This is a genomic window from Tritonibacter scottomollicae, assembly GCF_032924845.1.
GTDB lineage: Bacteria > Pseudomonadota > Alphaproteobacteria > Rhodobacterales > Rhodobacteraceae > Epibacterium > Epibacterium scottomollicae.
Window position 1 is genome coordinate 343509 of the sequence record NZ_CP136704.1, and the last position, 17465, is coordinate 360973.

The following is a 17465-nucleotide window of genomic DNA, read 5'->3' on the forward strand; positions in this document are numbered from 1 at the left end:
GTGCCTGAAGATGCCGGGGAGGGCAAGGGAAACTCGTGTGTCGATACGCCAGAGCCGCAATGGTGAGCGGTTTTATCGCGGGCGCGGTCGCCTGCAGGCGCAAAGCTGGCATAAAAAGGCCCTGCACGCGGTGGACGCGGCAGGGCCAATCTGTCCCGGGATATGGCGCCTGGACGCGTCGCCTCTGAAAGGGCCTCAGAGGAAGGGCCTCAGAGCGCGGCACGCAGGCGCTCCAGGCTGCGTTCGTCAACAAAGCGCGGTGTTGAGCGCATGTAGTCGGCAAAGGCCTGGCCGTAGCCTTTCATCAGCCAGCGCTCCTCGTTCAGCACAAACAGGAAATAGAGCGCAAACAGCACCAGCGCCAGCGCGACGGTCAGCCAGGAGCCGGTGGTGATGCCGAGGCCGATGGTCGCCAGCACCGAGGTCACATACTGCGGGTTGCGGGAATATTCATACATGCCGCCGGTGACCAGCCCGCCGCTGTCGCAATAGGTGTTGTCCAGCCCCAGAAAGCGGTAGCCCCAGAGGGTGATGCCAAAGGCCACCACCATGACGGGCAGGCCCACCACATAGCGCAGCCAGTGGCCCCAGCCGTTGACGCCGATTTCGGCAAGCGCAAACACCACGGTGGCGCCGCAGAAGATCCGGAACAGGCCAAAGGCCAGGTGGTGGCGCCAGCCCTCAGAAGCGGGCCAGAGGCCGAGGTCGGGCCGCTTCAGGCTGTAACCGAGATGGGCGGCCAGGGCGAGGGCGGCCCCGGCGGCGATGAGGAGGGCGATGTCATGCAAGGTCAGGACAAGGTCGTACATGGCGGCAATTGATCCCTTTCTGGAGGTCTGGACGTCTGCTCTGAACGGTCGGTCCGGAACGTGGATCCGGTGGGCCGGGCGCACACCCGGTTGACGCCTCGCGTAGCAATTCAATGTAACAGAAAAGTGGTGCCGACCTGCGTGTCAGGCGGTTCAAACCGTGTCACGCCTGCGCGATTTTCCCAAAAAGAAACCGCCCGAACGCTGGGGGCGCCGGGCGGTCTGGGCAATCGGATGTGGCACCGGCAGGGCGCAGCGCGGGGAGGGCGCGGCGCGTAGCCTACTTGAAGCTGCGGCTGTCCTTAACCTGATCCCAGGCCCACATGACCTCCTGCAGCTGTTCTTCCTGGCTGCGGTCGCCGCCGTTCATGTCCGGGTGCAGCACCTTGATGAGCTTCTTGTAGGCCTTGCGAATCTCGGCCTTTGTCCAGTCATCCTTGGCCTCGAGGATCTCCAGCGCGCGGCGTTCGGGCGGCGGCAGGCGGCGGCCTGCGGCCTGGCCGTTCTTGCCGGGGTTCTGTGTCGCGTTTGCGCCGAGCACCTGATGCGGGTCCTCGATGCCGAGGCGGGCCCAAGCACGCGCCTCGGGATCGCCCAGCGGCTTGGTGGTGCGTTCCCACACCTTGTCCTTGGAGGCCTGTGCGTTCAGCTCGGCCTCGGTGGTGCCTTCGAAGAAATTCCATTTCTGGTTGTACTCGCGCACATGCTGCTGGCAGAACCAGAAAAAATCGTCGAGAACATCGGGGGCCTTGGGGGCACGGAACTTGCCGGCTTCCTCGCACCCCTCATGATCGCAGAGACGCACGGAGGTTTCGGAGGCGCCAGACATGCTGCGCCGCCCCCGCGGATTTTTCTTCTTCGCGGAGCGGATCGACATATCGAATCCAAAGGGATCGGATTTGGTCATGCGGGAGCACCTTCTAGACGCATCTGTTCGACTCGGAGGCAGCAGTTTAGTCTAACGGTCGAGAGATAAAAGGGGGGCGGGCACAGTTTTATGAACTACAGACGGAGTGACGCAGACATGAGCGTAAGAGACGAGATCGAAACGAGCCTGCGAGCCGCCTTTGACCCCAGAGAGCTGGAGGTCGAAGATGACAGTGACAGTCATGTGGGTCACGCAGGGCATGACGGCAAGGGGGAAAGCCATTTCAATGTCAAAATCAGGTCCGCGGCCTTCGAGGGCATGAGCCGCGTCGCGCAGCATCGCGCGGTGCACAAGGCTATGGGCGACACTGTTCCACGCATTCATGCGCTGGCCCTAGATATCGGGTCCTGACGGTCCTGACATTGACACGATCAACGCGTCCCCGGTCACCGCATGGTGACCGGGGAACAGGGATCAGACCACTGAAGCGAGGAGCCTCACTCGTCCGGTTTGCCCCGACTGGCCCGTGCCTTCAGCGCGGCGGTGAGGCCGGAGACCGGGCTCAATTCTTCCACCCCATCATCGGAGACCATGCGCCGGGCACCGGGGCCCGGCACGGGAATCGCTTCTGGCGGGGCCTCTGGGTCGCCGGCAGTGGCAGTCAGCGGCGCTGGCGCGGCTGCAGGCTGGGCGGATGGCGCAGCGACGCGCTCGGTTTCCGCGATCAGTTCTGCATTCGGCTCGGGGGCCGCGGCTTCGGAGGGTGTGGTTGCGGCGACAACGGGCTGTGCCGCGGTCGCGGGCGTCGGCTCTGTGGTTGCAAGCGTTGGAGACGTATGGCTCGCGGCGGCCAGCGCCCGGCGGAACACCAACAGGTTACGCCAGGTGGTCTTGGTGCCGGTCAGCCCGGAGCGTTCCTCGCTGGGCAGCATTTCGGCGCGCTGGTACTCCCAGCCCTCTGCCGCCATTTCGTTCAGCACGCCCTCAATTCCATTGGCAAAGCGGGCCTCTGGCGTTTTCACGCCGCGCGCCTTCTTGCCACGGTTGGGGGCGGGGACGACCTTGTACTCGTAGTTCTGCATCAATTGTTCCTGTGCGGCCCACGCCTGCAATCTAGCAGCATTGCGGGGCAGAGAGAAAGAAGATCAAAGGCAGATGTCACTTTTGCGTGGCGGCGGCACGGGCTGCCAGCTTCAGGCACATCTGCGTCGCCAGCGACATATCCTGAACCGAGATCCACTCCAAGGGGCCATGAATGCATTGCATGCCGGTAAAGACATTCGGCGTAGGTGTGCCGAATTCGGTCAGGCGGGAGCCGTCGGTGCCACCGCGGATCGGCACCGAGACCGGGTCCAGCCCGAGATCGCGGCAGGCGTCGCGGGCCAGCTCCACCGGGGTCATGTCCTGTTCCAGCCAGTAGCGCATGTTGCGGTATTGCGGTGTGATCTCGCAGGTGATCTCGGCCCTCGGTTCCGTGGCGGCGACCGCGGCACAGACCTGACGCAGCAGCGCGCCCTTGGCCTCCAGCCCGTCACGTTCGAAGTCGCGCAGGATGAAGCGGATCTCCATCTCGGAGGAGCCGCCCAGCATGTCGGTGGCGTGGATGAAGCCGTCGCGCGCATCTGTGGTCTCCGGCGTCATGGTGGCCTGCGGCAGGGTCTGGACGATCTTTGCGGCGAGGTGGATGGCGTTGACCATCTTTTCCTTGGCAAAGCCGGGGTGGATCGACACGCCGGTGATTTTCACCACAGCGCGGTCGGCAGAAAAGCTCTCATATTCGATCTCGCCCACTTTGCCACCGTCGAGCGTATAGGCAAAATCTGCCCCCAGGTCCTGTTCCAGCTGTGGCTGCACGCCACGGCCGATTTCCTCATCCGGGGTGAAGGCGATGCGGATCGGCGGGCGGGGGGCATCGGGGTTTTGCAGCAGATGTTCGGCCATGGTCATGATGATGGCGACGCCGGCCTTGTCATCTGCACCCAGCAGCGTGGTGCCGGAGGCGGTGATCAGGTCGTGGCCGATCTTTTCGGCCAGATAGGGGTGGTCGGCGGGGGAGAGCACCAGGTCGGGGTCGTCCGGAAAGCTGATGTCGCCGCCGTTGTAGCCTTTGATGACGCGGGGTTTGACGCCGGCCGCGTTGAACTGCGGTGCGGTGTCCACATGGGCGAGGAAACCCACGGTGGGGGCGTCCGTTGTGCCGGGTATGGTGGCGAGCACAGCGCCGTAGCCGGTGAGAGTGACGTCCTGGGCGCCTATCGCGGTCAGCTCGTCCCGCAGGAGGTTCAGCATGTCGAACTGGATTTCGGTGCTGGGCGCGGTGGGGGAGTTTTCGTCGCTCTGGCTGTCGATGGCGGCGTAGCGGGTCAGGCGGGATTCGAGGACGGCGTTGAAGGCGTTGGACATCGGGGTGGCTCCTGCTGTTGGCGGCAAGATCGCGGAGGGGCGCGGGGAGGTCAAGCGCCCTTGCCGTGAAGCGTGCGCCGGGGCAGGGTGCATGGATTGGACGCGGTGGATTTTGGGCAGGCAATGGTTCAGGTTGAAGCGGTTAGGGATCGCGAGAGTTTTGAGGCGTGGCTGGAGACGCTGTCAGAGGATCGGCGAAAAACGAGCGCCGTGGCTCTCGCGTCGCGCGCGGCACTGAGAGGTTTGCCCGCCAACCTGATGAGTTTTGTGAGTGCGCCGCAGAACGAGACTGGTGCTTCAAGTCTGTATCTATTTCGCATGCTCTTGGCATCGATTGTGTTTGCCAGAACCTCGTCGGACAAAGCCAAGCTCGCCGCGTATTCAGCTTGTGTGGACGCGCCCCTCGACACGGCAGAGGTCTGCGCAGGTCGCACGGCCTATGCAGACGGTCTGGCGTCTAGCGCAGCTGCTGTCGACGCTGTGTTTCTGAAAGACACAACTGCAACGGCTGCTGCCCGGACGAGCCTGCATTCGGATTTGGCCAAGCTGAAGAATGACGCCGAGATCCTTGAAGCTCCATTGTGGGATAGCGCGCCCAACACAGAACGGCAAGAAAGGGCATGGGATGTGATCCGCGACAGAATGAAGACCCATACCGGCTTCGGTTTCTGGATTCGGTGGTACGATGGCATTCTCGCGGGGCGCTCACTGACACAAGACTGGCAGAGCCACTGGCAGTTAATGCACGACATTGCTCTGATAGCGCCTGAAGATTGGAATAGCGGGGCAGATCGTGTGGCGGAAGTGATTGACTTGATTTCCCAGAAACACGCGTTGAAACGCGATGCTGCGGTGATCAAACGGGCGTTGGAGAATGAGATCTTCAATGCGGAAACGCTTGGTCTGCATCGGGACAACCTGCCGGATGATCTGCCGCCCTCGCGCGTTGTTCAGTACCGGGCGCAGTTGCGAGAGGTGCAGGAGGAGTTGGAGGCGGTGGAGGCCGCGTTGGAGCCTCCAGTCCCGGATGCGGAGGTTTTGGAAGAGGCCACATGGCGGCTGCATGCGGCTTGGGAGAGGTTCAAAGCAATTTGCACCGCGATAGGAATTGCAACGGCTTTGGGCGGCTCGATTTATCTACAAGGCGCGATTGATCAAGCTGGGGCGCGTAGTATGGACTGGCTCCTTGATGAAGGCGCACCGTCTCTCATCCAGTCCTTGCGAAGCGTTTCTCCCACGCCTTCGCCAGCGGCCCAAGCATCAAGAAATGCGCGTGGTGAGCGGGTCCCGGATAAACGGTGAGGGCAGCGACCGACCTCGGGTGGGAGCGAAGCGCCCTCCCATATTGCTGGAAGCAAATCATAGATTTGACGGGGAGGTCGGGCGCTGCCCGGCGGTGCCGCCGGGCCTGTGGTTGGATCGAGGCGGTGCGCAAGGAAAAAGGCGCCCCGAAACGGAGCGCCCTTGGTTTCGATCTGTCCCCGAGCCTCAGCCCAGTTTCTTGGCAACCAGCTCGTTCACCGCCTTGGGGTTGGCCTTGCCGCCGGTGGCTTTCATCACCTGACCGACGAACCAGCCCGCGAGTTTCGGGTTCTGTTTCGCCTTTTCCACCTGTGCGGGGTTGGCGGCGATGATCTCGTCCAGGGCGGACTCGATGGCGCCGGTATCCGTCACCTGCTTCATGCCGCGCTCTTCGACGATCTGCGCCGGGTCGCCGCCTTCGGTATAGACGATCTCGAACAGATCCTTGGCGATCTTGCCGGAGATGGCGTCCGAGGCGATGAGGTCGATCACGCCACCGAGTTGCGCCGGGGAGACCGGGCTGTCGGTGATGTCCTTGTCATCCTTCTTCAGTCGACCGAAGAGTTCGTTGATAACCCAGTTTGCAGACAGCTTGCCGCTGCGTCCCTCGGCCACGGCGTCGAAGTAATTGGCGCTCTCCAAGTCTGCGGTCAGCACCGAGGCATCGTAGTCAGTGAGGCCGAAGTCCTTGATGAAACGCGCTTTCTTTTCGTCCGGCAGCTCGGGCAGGTTGGCTTTGATACCGTCCACCCAATCCTGTTCGATCTCCAGCGGCAGCAGGTCGGGGTCGGGGAAGTAGCGGTAGTCATGCGCCTCTTCCTTGGAGCGCATCGAGCGCGTCTCGCCCTTGTCGGGATCATAAAGCCGGGTTTCCTGATCCACAGTGCCGCCACCTTCGACGATGGCGATTTGCCGGCGGGCCTCGACCTCGATCGCCTGCTGGATAAAGCGCATGGAGTTCATGTTCTTGATCTCGCAGCGGGTGCCGAGATGGGAGAAGTCCTGCGTTTCCTGATATTTTTCATACTGACCGGCGCGGCAGATGGAGACGTTCACATCGGCGCGCAGGTTGCCGTTTTGCATGTTGCCGTCGCAGGTGCCCAAGTAGCGCAGGATCTGGCGCAGCTTGACGATATAGGCGGCGGCCTCTTCCGGGCCACGAATGTCAGGGCGCGAGACGATCTCCATCAGGCAGACGCCGGTACGGTTCAGGTCCACAAAGGACATCGACGGGTCCATGTCGTGGATCGACTTGCCGGCGTCCTGCTCCATGTGGATGCGCTCAATCCGCACTGTGCGCGCGGTGCCGTCGCCCAGTTCCACCAGCACTTCGCCTTCACCCACGATAGGGTGATAGAGCTGCGAGATCTGATAGCCCTGCGGCAGATCGGGGTAGAAGTAGTTCTTGCGGTCAAAGGCGGACCAGAGGTTGATGTCGGCCTTCAGGCCCAACCCGGTGCGCACGGCCTGTTCGACGCAGTAGTCGTTGATGACGGGCAGCATGCCGGGCATGGCCGCATCCACAAAGGCGACGTTGGAGTTCGGCTCGGCGCCAAACTGGGTGGAGGCACCGGAAAACAGCTTCGCATTGGAGCTGACCTGGGCATGCACCTCCATGCCGATGACCAGTTCCCAGTCATGCTTGGCGCCCGCGATCACCTTGGGCTTGGGGAGTTCATATGTCAGGTCGAGCATGTGCAGCCCTTTTTTGATTGATCCATCTGTTCCCTCGCGTTCTAGGCGGGCGCGGGCAGAGGGGCAAGGGGGCAATGGTCCAAACCGTCGTCCACTGTGGCCTGCGAGGGGCCGCTGGTGGTGCAATGCCCTCTTGGCGGGCGTCGCGCGCGTCGGTATGACGGATGTCCCGGCGCGTCGTCGTGCCGCGAGAATTCTGACAGGAGGCCGTTCCTTGGACACCACGCCCGAGACCCATGTGCGCATTGCCCAGACGATTGCAGGCGAGATCAACGCCAGCGCCAAACAAGTCAGCGCCGCGGTGGCGCTGCTGGACGAAGGGGCGACCGTGCCCTTCGTTGCGCGCTACCGCAAGGAAGCCACGGGCGGGCTGGATGACACCCAGCTGCGGACGCTGAATGAACGGCTGGACTACCTGCGCGAGATGGAAAAGCGCCGCGCGGCGATCCTCGAGTCGATCCGGTCGCAGGACAAGCTGAGTGATGATCTGGCGCGCGCCATCGCCAAGGCGGAGACCAAGGCGCAGCTGGAAGACATCTATCTGCCCTACAAGCCCAAGCGTCGCACCAAGGCGATGATCGCGCGGGAGAACGGGCTGGAGCCGCTGCTGGAGGCCATTCTTGCGGATCGCAACGCCGATCCCGAAGCGCTGGCGGCGGGCTACCTGTCAGAGGCGGTGCCGGGCAGCAAGGACGCGCTGAACGGTGCGCGTGACATCCTGACCGAGCGGTTGACGGAAAACGCCGATCTGCTGGGCCGCCTGCGCGGGTATATGCAAAGCGAGGCGGTGCTGACCGCCAAGCTGGTTGAGGGACAAGAGCAGGCGGGGGCGAAATTCTCCGACTATTTCGATCATTCCGAGGCCTGGAAAAACGTGCCCTCGCACCGGGCGCTGGCGATGCTGCGGGGATCGAACGAAGGCGTGCTGACGCTGGACATCGCCCCGCCGGGCGAAGAGGGCGTGACCCGCGCCGAGGAAATGGTCGCCGCCGTCCTGGATGTGCGCGGCAGCGCGCCGGGTGACAAATGGCTGCGCAAGGTGGCGGGCTGGTGCTGGCGGGTGAAGCTGTCGCTGTCGATGATGCTGGAGCTGATGGGCGATCTGCGGGGCCGCGCACAGGACGAGGCGATCCAGGTTTTTGCCCGTAACCTCAAGGACCTGCTGTTTGCCGCGCCGGCCGGTGCGCGACCGACTCTCGGGCTGGATCCGGGCATTCGCACCGGCGTCAAGGCGGCGGTGGTTGACGCCACCGGCAAGGTGGTGGCCACCGAGACCCTGTACCCGTTTCAGCCGAAGAACGATCTGCGCGGGGCGCAGGTCTCCATCCTGAAGCTGATCGCGGAGCACGGCGTCGAGCTGATCGCCATCGGCAATGGCACCGCCAGCCGCGAGACCGAGCGCATGGTGGCGGAGGTCATCAAGAACCTGCCCGCAAAGGTGACGACCCCGACCAAGGTGGTGGTCTCCGAAGCGGGGGCCTCGGTCTACTCGGCCTCCGAGCTGGCGGCGCGGGAGTTCCCGGATCTGGACGTCAGCTTGCGCGGGGCAGTGTCGATCGCCCGCCGCCTGCAGGATCCGCTGGCGGAACTGGTCAAGATCGAACCCAGGAGCATCGGCGTGGGGCAATACCAACACGATGTGGACCAGCACAAACTCTCCAAATCGCTGGAGGCAGTCATCGAGGATGTGGTGAACGCGGTGGGCGTCGACCTCAACATGGCCTCGGCGCCGCTCTTGGCGCATGTCTCGGGCCTTGGTCCCGGTTTGGCCGAAGCCATTGTGGCCCATCGCGACATCAACGGGGCCTTTGCCACCCGCAAGGAGCTGCTGAAAGTCGCGCGCCTCGGTCCCAAGGCGTTTGAGCAATGCGCGGGGTTCCTGCGTATCCAGAGCGGCAAGGAGCCGCTGGACGCCTCCGCCGTGCACCCCGAAAGCTATGACGTGGCGCGCAAGATCGTCGCCGCCTGCGGGCGTGACATCCGCCAGATCATGGGCGACGACAGCGCCCTCAAGGGCGTGCGGGCAGAAGAGTTCGTCGCCGGGGATGTCGGGCTGCCGACGGTGCGCGACATCTTTGCCGAGCTGGAAAAACCGGGCCGCGACCCGCGTCCGAGTTTCGTGACAGCAAGTTTTACCGATGGGGTGGAGCAGATCACCGACCTCAAACCCGGCATGGTGCTGGAAGGCACGGTGACCAATGTCGCGGCCTTCGGGGCCTTTGTCGACGTCGGCGTGCATCAGGACGGGTTGGTGCATGTCAGCCAGCTGGCGGATAAATTCGTCAAGGATCCGCATGAGGTGGTCAAGACCGGTCAGGTGGTGAAGGTCACCGTGGTCGAGGTGGATGTGCCCAGAAAGCGCATTGGCCTGACCATGAAGAAGGACGGCGGTGCCTCGGCACGGGAGGAGCGCAACGCACGTGGCCCGGCCAAGAGCGACAGCAAGGGCGGCCCCAGGGGGCGCGGTGCGCAAGCGCCACGGGGCAAGATGTCCGCGGCACCAAAGGGCAGCAAGCCGGGCAATGACACCGGGGCGCTGGGCGCGGCCCTGATGGACGCGTTCAAGAAGAAATGAAGCGACAGAGGGGGCCCGGCGCCCCCTCTTTTACATTCAGTCGAAGATCCCGGAGCTGAGGGGGCAAGGCCTCGGCCCCTTAGCCGGCCATCACCTCTGGTCCATCGGGGGTGAACACCACCCGGTGGCCAGCCTCGATCTCGTCCCGGAACAGATCGGCAATGGCGCGCAGGGCATCCTTGCGGCCCCGCTCGGCAAATTGCCGGACAGAACGCACCTGGGCATCATTGTCGAACCCCGCCGCCGCATGGGCCCAGATCATCGGATGCAGCTCGCGCAGGTGATTGCGGATCAGCCAATGGGCGGCCTCGGCGATCTCGGCGCGCACCTGTGCGGCTGCTGGCGGGGTGTCCTGTCCGGGTTTCAGCGCAATGCTGCAATAGGCCGACAGCAGGTTGATGCGCTCCTGACTGGGAGCGCGGGCCACGATATCGGCCACCCCGTCCAGAAAGAACGCCACATCCACCCCGAGACAGGCCGCATCGGAGCGGGCCAGCGCGTCGAAATAGACCCACGTGTAACCGGCCGCCCCCCAGTGGTCCTGCACCTGGGCCGCGACACGGCGGGCCTCCAGCTCCAGCGCCGAGAGGCCGCTTGGGCCCTGTTCGGCCAGATGGGTGCCCAAGGCGCGCAGGTGGCGCGGATTGAGCGGATCAAGCCGGATCAGACCGATATAGTCATCAGCGATCTGGCGCAGGTCGGAGCCGGTGTCACCACAATAGAGCGCGCAGCGCGCGGCAGCTACGAAGGGGCGCGCGGCATCAGGTACTTGCGACAGGAGCGCGGTGGCGCGGCTCTGATGAGCCTCGGCGCGGCTGGTCAGCGAGGCCCGTGCCCGGTGGTGCGGCTTGCGGGCGAGGGTGCGGCGGCAGGCCCAGGCAATATCCAGATGCGTCAGCGCCACCATCGTCGACAACAGCGGCGCGCGGGCCTGTTCCAGCCGCACCCGTTCCAGCGACATGATACCATCCAGCGTGACTCGTTCGGTCAGGGCCAGACCTTCGTTCAGCGCGTGCTCAACAGCATTCACCACATCGGCGCGGGCGCCATAGGCGATGAGGTCCGCCATGGGCGCCCCGCCGGGGGTCGCCTCGCGCGCGGCATCGGCGGCGGCGATGCGCTGTTCCAGCGCCTCCCAGCGCTCCTGTCGGGCGAAGAACCGGCCTTCGGCGATGGCGGCATCGGCGGCCTCGTCCTCGGCATTGGTGGCAAGCACCGGGATCGACAGCACGTCTTCCAGGCTTAGGGGGGCGGCATGATCCGGCGCAGCATCGCCCTTGCGGGACATCGGCATGGAGCGCGGCAGGGATAGCCCGCCGGACGACCGCAGCGGCGGTACGTGGTTTGAGATCAGGCGCAGCGCCTTCTTCAAGCCGTCTTTTGCCGGAAGAGCAGAGAGTGGCATCAGGTGGTCCCGGAGTTGTTCAGCAGTCTTTGGTCTGTCTCCGAGTGTCGGCAAGGTTTGGGGCGCAATCATGGCAATGAAAGGGTGTTCGGCGGATGAATTTCGACAGGGCGCCGAGGAATGGCGGCAAAAGCGCGGCATTCTGCCGAATGCGCGCGAGAACTGCGCGAAATTCGGCTGATTGATGCAGCTCAGAGAACAGTAAAATGCTGTCTTTTAACGACGATAGACCGTTTGGCCAGCGCCTCCTCCAGCGCCTGCGCCTTTGGCGTGACTTCGGCCGGAATGCGGTGATGGGTGCCGATCTTGGTATGCACAGTGGCCCGGATGGAGAAATCCCAGCGGGTGACCAGCATCACATGGTCGATCTCGTGCAGCGCAATGTCGGCGGTGCTGCGCGCGGCCTGCCAGCGCAGGTGGTCATCCGTCAGTTCCAGCCAGGCGGCGGGGTTGCGCCATAGCTCCCAAAGGGCGGGCAGCACCGGCAGGGCCAGCAGTACCACGATCCAGCCGCGCGCCTGAAATACCGCCCAGAGTGCGATGAGCGCACAGAGCCAGGCGGCCAGCACGAGCAGGGCGGCGACAGAGCGCGCGTACCGTGTGAAACGGAACGCGCCGGGGGCGCCGGGATCAGGCATCGAGGATGCGGCTCACCATCTCATTGGTGTCGCGGCTGAGGCCCGAAGTCGATTTGATGCGCTCCAGCTCGGCCAGCATCAAGGCCTGCCGGGCGTCGTCATAGCGCTTCCAGGTCTGGAAGGCGGTGCACATGCGCGCGGTGGTCTGCGGGTTCAGCGCGTCCAGCGCGATCAACTGATCGGCCAGCAGGCGATAGCCGCTGCCATCCGCCTGATGGAAGCCTGCGTGGTTCATCGACAGCGCCCCCATCACCGCGCGGAACCGGTTGGGGTTCTTGATGGTAAACAGCCGGTGCTTGGTCAGTTCCGCCGCCACAGTGGGCGCGCGTTCAGGACGGGCCGTGGCGACCTGCAGGGCAAACCACTTGTCCATCACCAGCCGGTCGTCTTGCCATTGTTCGAAGAAGGCCCGGCTCTGGCTCTCGCCCTTCTCAGCCTTCAACAGGCAGGCCAGCGCGGTGTTCTGCACCGTCATGTTGTCGGCCTCTTCGTATTGCCGCGCCGCCGCCTCGCCGCCGTCGATGCGGGTCAAAAGGCCGAGCAGGCGACCGTTGAGGGCGCGCGAACCGGCGCCGATGGCATCGGGCTGATAGGGGCCGTCGACCAATGTGGCGGCAAACAGGCGCGGCAGGCTGTCGGAGAGGCTCTGTGCCAGGGTTTGGGCGAAGGTTTCTGCCGCGTCATGGATCGCATCCGGGTCCGGGGTGACGCCCTGATCCGCCAGCGCCTGGGCGATCTCGCTCTCGCTGGGCGGGGATAGCACGAGGGCGCGGAAGGCCGGATCAAGCGTGTCGTCGCGGACCAGCGTTTTCAGCGCCTCCAGATAGGCCGCATCCGGGCTGGCGCCGTCCTTTACCATGGCGATGCGCGAGGCCTTGGCCAGTTCGCGCCCCGCTTCCCAGCGGGTGAAGGGGTCGGTGTCATGGGCCAGCAGGAAGGCACGTTCCTGCGCCGAGGTTTCGCGATCAAGGATCACCGGCGCGGAGAAATCGCGCAGGATCGACGGCACCGGCTGGGCGTCGAGCCCCTCAAAGGAGAAACTCTGCTCCGCCTGCGTCATCTCCAGCACCGTGGTCGGGACCAGCTCCGCGCCCTCGGCGCTCAGCAGGCCAACGGCGATGGGGATCACCTTGGGGTCCTTGTGGTCCTGACCCGGCGTCGGCGGGGTGCTCTGGCGGAAGGTCAGCGTATAGGTGCCATCGGCGAATGTCTCCGAGACCTTGAGGCGCGGGGTGCCGGCCTGGCTGTACCAGGTTTTGAACTGCTGCAGATCGCGGCCGGTGCTGTCCTCAAAAACCTTGATCCAGTCCTCGATGGTGCAGGCCTGACCGTCGTGACGGTCGAAATAGAGATCCACCGCGGTGTAGTAGGCCGCATCGCCAACCAGTCGTTTCAGCATGCCGATCACCTCGGCGCCCTTCTCGTAGACGGTGGCGGTGTAGAAGTTGTTGATCTCCTGAAAGGACTCGGGTCGCACCGGGTGGGCGAGGGGGCCGTTGTCCTCGGGGAACTGACGGGCGCGCAGGTCGATGGCATCCTCGATCCGCTTCACCGGGGCGGAGCGCATGTCGGCGGTGAACTGCGCGTCGCGATAAACCGTCAGACCCTCTTTGAGGCAGAGCTGGAACCAGTCGCGGCAGGTGATCCGGTTGCCGGTCCAGTTGTGAAAATACTCATGGGCGATAATCGCCTCAATTCTCTCAAAATTGGAATCAGTTGAGGTCTCAGGGCTGGCGAGGACGCAGGAAGAGTTGAAAATGTTCAAGCCCTTGTTCTCCATCGCGCCCATGTTGAAGTCATCCACGGCGACGATATTGAACACGTCGAGGTCGTATTCGCGGCCATAGACTTCCTCGTCCCAAGCCATCGACTTCTTCAGCGCGTTCATGCCGAAATCGCATTTGTGCTCATCGCCCGGACGCACCCAGATGTTGAGTAGAACCTCCTTGCCGGACCGGGTGGTGAAGCGGTCGGGATGGTTGACCAGATCGCCCGCCACCAGTGCAAAGAGGTAGGCCGGTTTGGGCCAGGGATCGTGCCATTCGGCAAAACCGCCACCAGTATCCACCGGGTTGCCGTTCGACAGCATCACCTTTTCGTCGCCCTCGATGCGCACGCTGAAGGTGGACATCACGTCGGGGCGGTCGGGGTAGTAGGTGATCTTGCGAAAGCCCTCGGCCTCGCATTGGGTGCAATACATGCCGTTGGACATATAGAGCCCTTCGAGCGCGGTATTGGCCTGTGGGTTGATCTCCACCTCGGCTCCCCAGACGAAGGGCTGGTCCGGCACATCGCAGGTGAGGCCGCTGGCAGTGAGCTCGGGCGTGACCTCGGCGCCGTCGATGCGGGCGGAGATCAGCGACAGCTGCTCGCCATGCAGAAAAAATGTTCGATCCGCGGCATCTGGTTTCGGGGTGAAATGGATCTTTGACAGCACCCGCGTGGTGTCCGGAGCGAGGCGAAAGATCAGCTCAACGCTGTCCACGTCAAAACCGAATGGCGTGTAATCTTTCAGGTAAAAGGTCTCGGGCTGCGTGGCTGGAGCGGCATCGTTCATAAAAGCATCCTTCGAGAAATTTTGGAACCTGCGCGGCGGACGCGCGTTTGTCTACCAAGACCTATGCAAGAGAGGGCAGGCGGGCAAGCGCCCTTCGTGCTCTCGCTATGAAAGGAGAAGCTCATGGCTGAAGCTGATACACCAATGACCACCCAGCGTGAGGTCCGTGAACGCAAGCGCGGGCTATATTGGCTGATCGCGGCACTTGTTCTGCTCGTGCTCTGCTTTGCCGTCTTTGGCTTGGCTTATGACTTCGCTGAGGAGGGTGCCGCGACGCTGGGCGATGATAGCAGCGCTGTCGTTTCCGGAGAGGCCGAAGCCGTCGATGTCGACGGGGAATAGTCCCCGGCCGAGAGGCGCTTCCGCCGAGAAATACCCTAAACGCATATACCCGGAGGCCACATGTCCGCACCTGACACCAACATCGAAAAAGAAGAGAAGCGCCACAAACCCAGCCTGATTGCCATTCGCGTCTCCATCGTCGTTGTATTGGTGATGCTTGGGGTTTTCCTGCTGTCCGTCGCCAACAATGCGTCTGATGAGGAGGTGGCCACCGATGAGGTTCCCTCGCTGACGGATGAGCAGGTCGGGGTGAGCGACTAAGGTTTGTTGAGCGCGAATATATAGAACAAGCGGTTCAGGTGCAGCCCGTCATCGACAAGGGCAGGGTAGACGTGTGCGGTCGTTGAAAGATGCAGCGGCCCTCGGCATTGCATCGCGCTCTCGTCCCTCGGTGGTTGCTGGAAATTTTGAGCACTTTATTGGAAAACAAGAAGATGCGTTTGCATTTCCAGTTTGCCGGTTTTGTTGCCGATGCGAAACTTTTCCCGTATCACACGGCATGCAATCGTGTACCGCCAAGAGGGGTGAACTATGAGCCGGATCGAACGGAATGGACTTCAGGTGGCCTCCACACTGGCGGCCTTTGTTGAAGAAAGCGCCCTTCCGGGCACAGGGATCAGCGCCGACGCGTTCTGGGACGGGCTGTCCGGTCTGGTGAACGGAATGGGCGATGAGAACCGCGCACTTCTGGCCAAACGTGAGTCCATTCAGGGTCAGATTGACGCTTGGCATCTTGAGCGGCGCGGTCAGCCCCATGACGCGGCGGCCTACAAGAGTTTTCTCGAAGAGATCGGCTATCTGGTGCCTGAGGGCGCGGATTTTGAGGTGGACACCACCAATGTCGATCCTGAGATCGCGCATATTCCCGGCCCTCAGCTGGTGGTGCCGATCACCAATGCGCGCTTTGCGCTGAACGCGGCGAATGCCCGTTGGGGCAGCCTCTACGATGCGCTTTATGGCACTGATGCCATGGGCGACCTGCCGACCGGCAAAGGGTATGATGCCGCGCGCGGTGCACGGGTGATTGCCTGGGGTCGCAGCTTCCTGGATGAGATTTTCCCGCTGGCCGAGGGATCATGGAGTGACGTGGCCGCGCTGGCGGTCAAAGACGGACAGTTTGTGCCTGCACTGCGGGACGCTGCAAAATTCGCCGGCTTTGCCGGCGACGCGGCTACACCCTCACGCGTTTTCCTGAAAAACAATGGTTTGCACCTGATCCTTGAAGTGGACCGCTCCGGCAATATCGGCGCTGTGGACACTGCTGGGATCAATGACATCACGTTCGAGTCGGCGCTGTCCACGATCATGGACTGCGAAGATTCCGTGGCCTGTGTTGATGCCGAAGACAAGGTGACGGCCTATGCCAACTGGCTTGGCCTGATGAGACGTGACCTGGCCGAAGAGGTCTCCAAGGGCGGCAAGAGCTTTACCCGCGTGCTGAACGGCGATGTGGACTACACAACTCCCGCAGGCGAGGCGGCATCCCTGAAGGGGCGCTCGCTCCTGCTGGTGCGCAACGTGGGCCACCTGATGACCAACCCGGCGGTGCTGGACAGCGAGGGCCGCGAGGCGGGCGAGGGGTTCCTTGATGCCATGATCACCGTGCTGATCGCAATGCACGACCTGAAAGCAGAGGGCGGCAACTCGCTGCATGGCTCTGTCTATGTGGTCAAGCCGAAGATGCACGGGCCGGAGGAAGTCGCCTTTGCGGTGAAGATCTTTGATCATGTCGAGGACGCGCTGGGCCTGCCGCGCAACACCGTCAAGATCGGCATCATGGACGAGGAGCGCCGCACCTCGGTGAACCTCAAGGAATGTATCCGCGCCGCAAAATCGCGTGTGGCCTTTATCAACACCGGGTTCCTTGACCGCACGGGGGATGAGATTCACACCTCGATGGAGGCCGGCCCGATGCTCATAAAGGGCGAGATGAAGGGCACCGCCTGGATCGCCTCCTACGAGGATCGCAATGTCGATATCGGGCTGGCCTGTGGTCTCAAGGGGCGCGCGCAGATCGGCAAGGGCATGTGGGCCATGCCGGATCGTATGGGCGAGATGCTGGAGGCGAAAGTCGGCCATCCGCAGTCCGGTGCGACCTGCGCCTGGGTGCCATCGCCCACCGCCGCGACCCTGCACGCAACCCACTACCACCGTGTCGATGTGCATGCCCGTCAGGACGCGCTGAAGGCGGCGGGCGCCCGTGGCACGCTGGCTGATCTGCTGACTATTCCAGTTATGGACGGCCAGAACCTGTCAGATATCGAGATCGCGCGCGAGATCGAGAACAATGCGCAAGGCATCCTTGGCTATGTCGTGCGCTGGGTCGATCAGGGCGTTGGCTGCTCCAAGGTGCCGGACATCAACGACGTGGGCCTGATGGAAGACCGCGCCACCTGCCGGATCTCCAGCCAGGCGCTGGCAAACTGGCTACACCATGGCGTTGTGTCCGAGGAACAGGTGATGGCTGCGATGCAGAAGATGGCCGCCGTGGTTGACGGGCAGAATGCGTCTGATCCGACCTACCACGCGATGGCGCCGGGGTTCGACGGTGTCGCGTTTCAGGCCGCCTGTGATCTGGTGTTCAAAGGTCGTGTGCAGCCCTCAGGCTATACCGAACCAGTGCTGCATGCGCGGCGTCTGGAGTTGAAAGCACAAGGCTAAGTCGCCTGCTTGTTTGATTTTGAATGTCCGGTTGAGCCGTATGGCGGACCTGAACAAAAAGCCGGGGGCGCACCCCGGCTTTTCTTTTGGGTACGCGCGCGCCGCTCTCTCGGTGCTATCTGTCGTTGCGTATCTTTCATTCAGAGGTGTGCCGACTGAGTGTGTCCGATTTATCAACGATTTGCGTACACCATGCGCACAGCGCGCGCA

14 protein-coding genes are annotated in these 17465 nt (G+C 63.2%); 6 read left to right on the forward strand and 8 right to left on the reverse strand.

Annotated elements, in window-relative coordinates:
* Positions 1–209: 209 nt before the first annotated feature.
* Positions 210–809, reverse strand: coding sequence for a methyltransferase family protein (locus R1T40_RS02300; RefSeq protein WP_317385730.1), 600 nt, complete (start codon positions 807–809; stop codon positions 210–212).
* 280 nt (positions 810–1089) lie between these two features.
* The gene (locus R1T40_RS02305; protein ID WP_106163332.1) at positions 1090–1716 is read right to left on the reverse strand and encodes a DnaJ domain-containing protein; all 627 of its coding nucleotides are present in this window, start codon (positions 1714–1716) and stop codon (positions 1090–1092) included.
* Positions 1717–1833: 117 nt separating this feature from the next.
* Between R1T40_RS02305 and R1T40_RS02310 the strand changes: the two genes are divergently transcribed.
* The gene (locus R1T40_RS02310; protein ID WP_317385731.1) at positions 1834–2088 is read left to right on the forward strand and encodes a BolA family protein; all 255 of its coding nucleotides are present in this window, start codon (positions 1834–1836) and stop codon (positions 2086–2088) included.
* A gap of 86 nt (positions 2089–2174) precedes the next feature.
* Here the strand turns inward: R1T40_RS02310 and R1T40_RS02315 are convergent, their stop codons facing one another.
* Together R1T40_RS02315 and pepT are read right to left on the reverse strand one after the other, a co-directional pair.
* Entirely contained in the window at positions 2175–2759 is a 585-nt protein-coding gene (locus R1T40_RS02315) for a DUF4177 domain-containing protein (RefSeq protein WP_317385732.1), read from the reverse strand.
* A 76-nt stretch (positions 2760–2835) separates the two neighbouring features.
* Entirely contained in the window at positions 2836–4080 is a 1245-nt protein-coding gene (gene pepT / locus R1T40_RS02320) for a peptidase T (RefSeq protein WP_317385733.1), read from the reverse strand.
* 96 nt (positions 4081–4176) lie between these two features.
* Here pepT and R1T40_RS02325 point away from each other — a divergent pair, with 96 nt between their 5' ends.
* Positions 4177–5382 (forward strand): hypothetical protein, encoded by a 1206-nt coding sequence (locus tag R1T40_RS02325; RefSeq protein ID WP_317385734.1) that lies wholly within the window; start codon positions 4177–4179, stop codon positions 5380–5382.
* Positions 5383–5568: 186 nt separating this feature from the next.
* Here the strand turns inward: R1T40_RS02325 and gatB are convergent, their stop codons facing one another.
* Positions 5569–7077 carry an Asp-tRNA(Asn)/Glu-tRNA(Gln) amidotransferase subunit GatB gene (gatB, locus tag R1T40_RS02330; protein ID WP_106163337.1) on the reverse strand — a complete coding sequence of 503 codons (1509 nt, stop codon included), beginning with the start codon at positions 7075–7077 and terminating at the stop codon, positions 5569–5571.
* A 157-nt stretch (positions 7078–7234) separates the two neighbouring features.
* Here gatB and R1T40_RS02335 point away from each other — a divergent pair, with 157 nt between their 5' ends.
* On the forward strand, positions 7235–9652 hold the full coding sequence (locus tag R1T40_RS02335; protein WP_394805009.1) for a Tex family protein: 2418 nt from the start codon (positions 7235–7237) through the stop codon (positions 9650–9652).
* 79 nt (positions 9653–9731) lie between these two features.
* Here R1T40_RS02335 and R1T40_RS02340 read toward each other — a convergent pair whose 3' ends face one another.
* The 3 genes from R1T40_RS02340 to pepN form a co-directional block, all read right to left on the reverse strand.
* On the reverse strand, positions 9732–11057 hold the full coding sequence (locus R1T40_RS02340) for a hypothetical protein (RefSeq protein WP_317385736.1): 1326 nt from the start codon (positions 11055–11057) through the stop codon (positions 9732–9734).
* 191 nt (positions 11058–11248) lie between these two features.
* Positions 11249–11695, reverse strand: a complete 447-nt coding sequence (locus R1T40_RS02345) for a hypothetical protein (protein WP_317385737.1) — start codon at positions 11693–11695, stop codon at positions 11249–11251.
* The gene (pepN, locus tag R1T40_RS02350) at positions 11688–14252 is read right to left on the reverse strand and encodes an aminopeptidase N (protein WP_317385738.1); all 2565 of its coding nucleotides are present in this window, start codon (positions 14250–14252) and stop codon (positions 11688–11690) included. The genes R1T40_RS02345 and pepN overlap by 8 nt, the downstream gene beginning before the upstream one ends.
* A 123-nt stretch (positions 14253–14375) precedes the next feature.
* On the opposite strand from pepN, the gene R1T40_RS02355 reads away from it, so the two are divergent.
* The 3 genes from R1T40_RS02355 to R1T40_RS02365 all read left to right on the forward strand — a co-directional run bounded on the left by R1T40_RS02355 (position 14376) and on the right by R1T40_RS02365 (position 17255).
* The gene (locus R1T40_RS02355) at positions 14376–14594 is read left to right on the forward strand and encodes a hypothetical protein (RefSeq protein ID WP_317385739.1); all 219 of its coding nucleotides are present in this window, start codon (positions 14376–14378) and stop codon (positions 14592–14594) included.
* Between the two features lie 60 nt (positions 14595–14654).
* Positions 14655–14855 carry a hypothetical protein gene (locus R1T40_RS02360; protein WP_106163341.1) on the forward strand — a complete coding sequence of 67 codons (201 nt, stop codon included), beginning with the start codon at positions 14655–14657 and terminating at the stop codon, positions 14853–14855.
* Positions 14856–15125: 270 nt separating this feature from the next.
* On the forward strand, positions 15126–17255 hold the full coding sequence (locus R1T40_RS02365; RefSeq protein WP_317385740.1) for a malate synthase G: 2130 nt from the start codon (positions 15126–15128) through the stop codon (positions 17253–17255).
* Positions 17256–17465 lie beyond the last annotated feature (210 nt).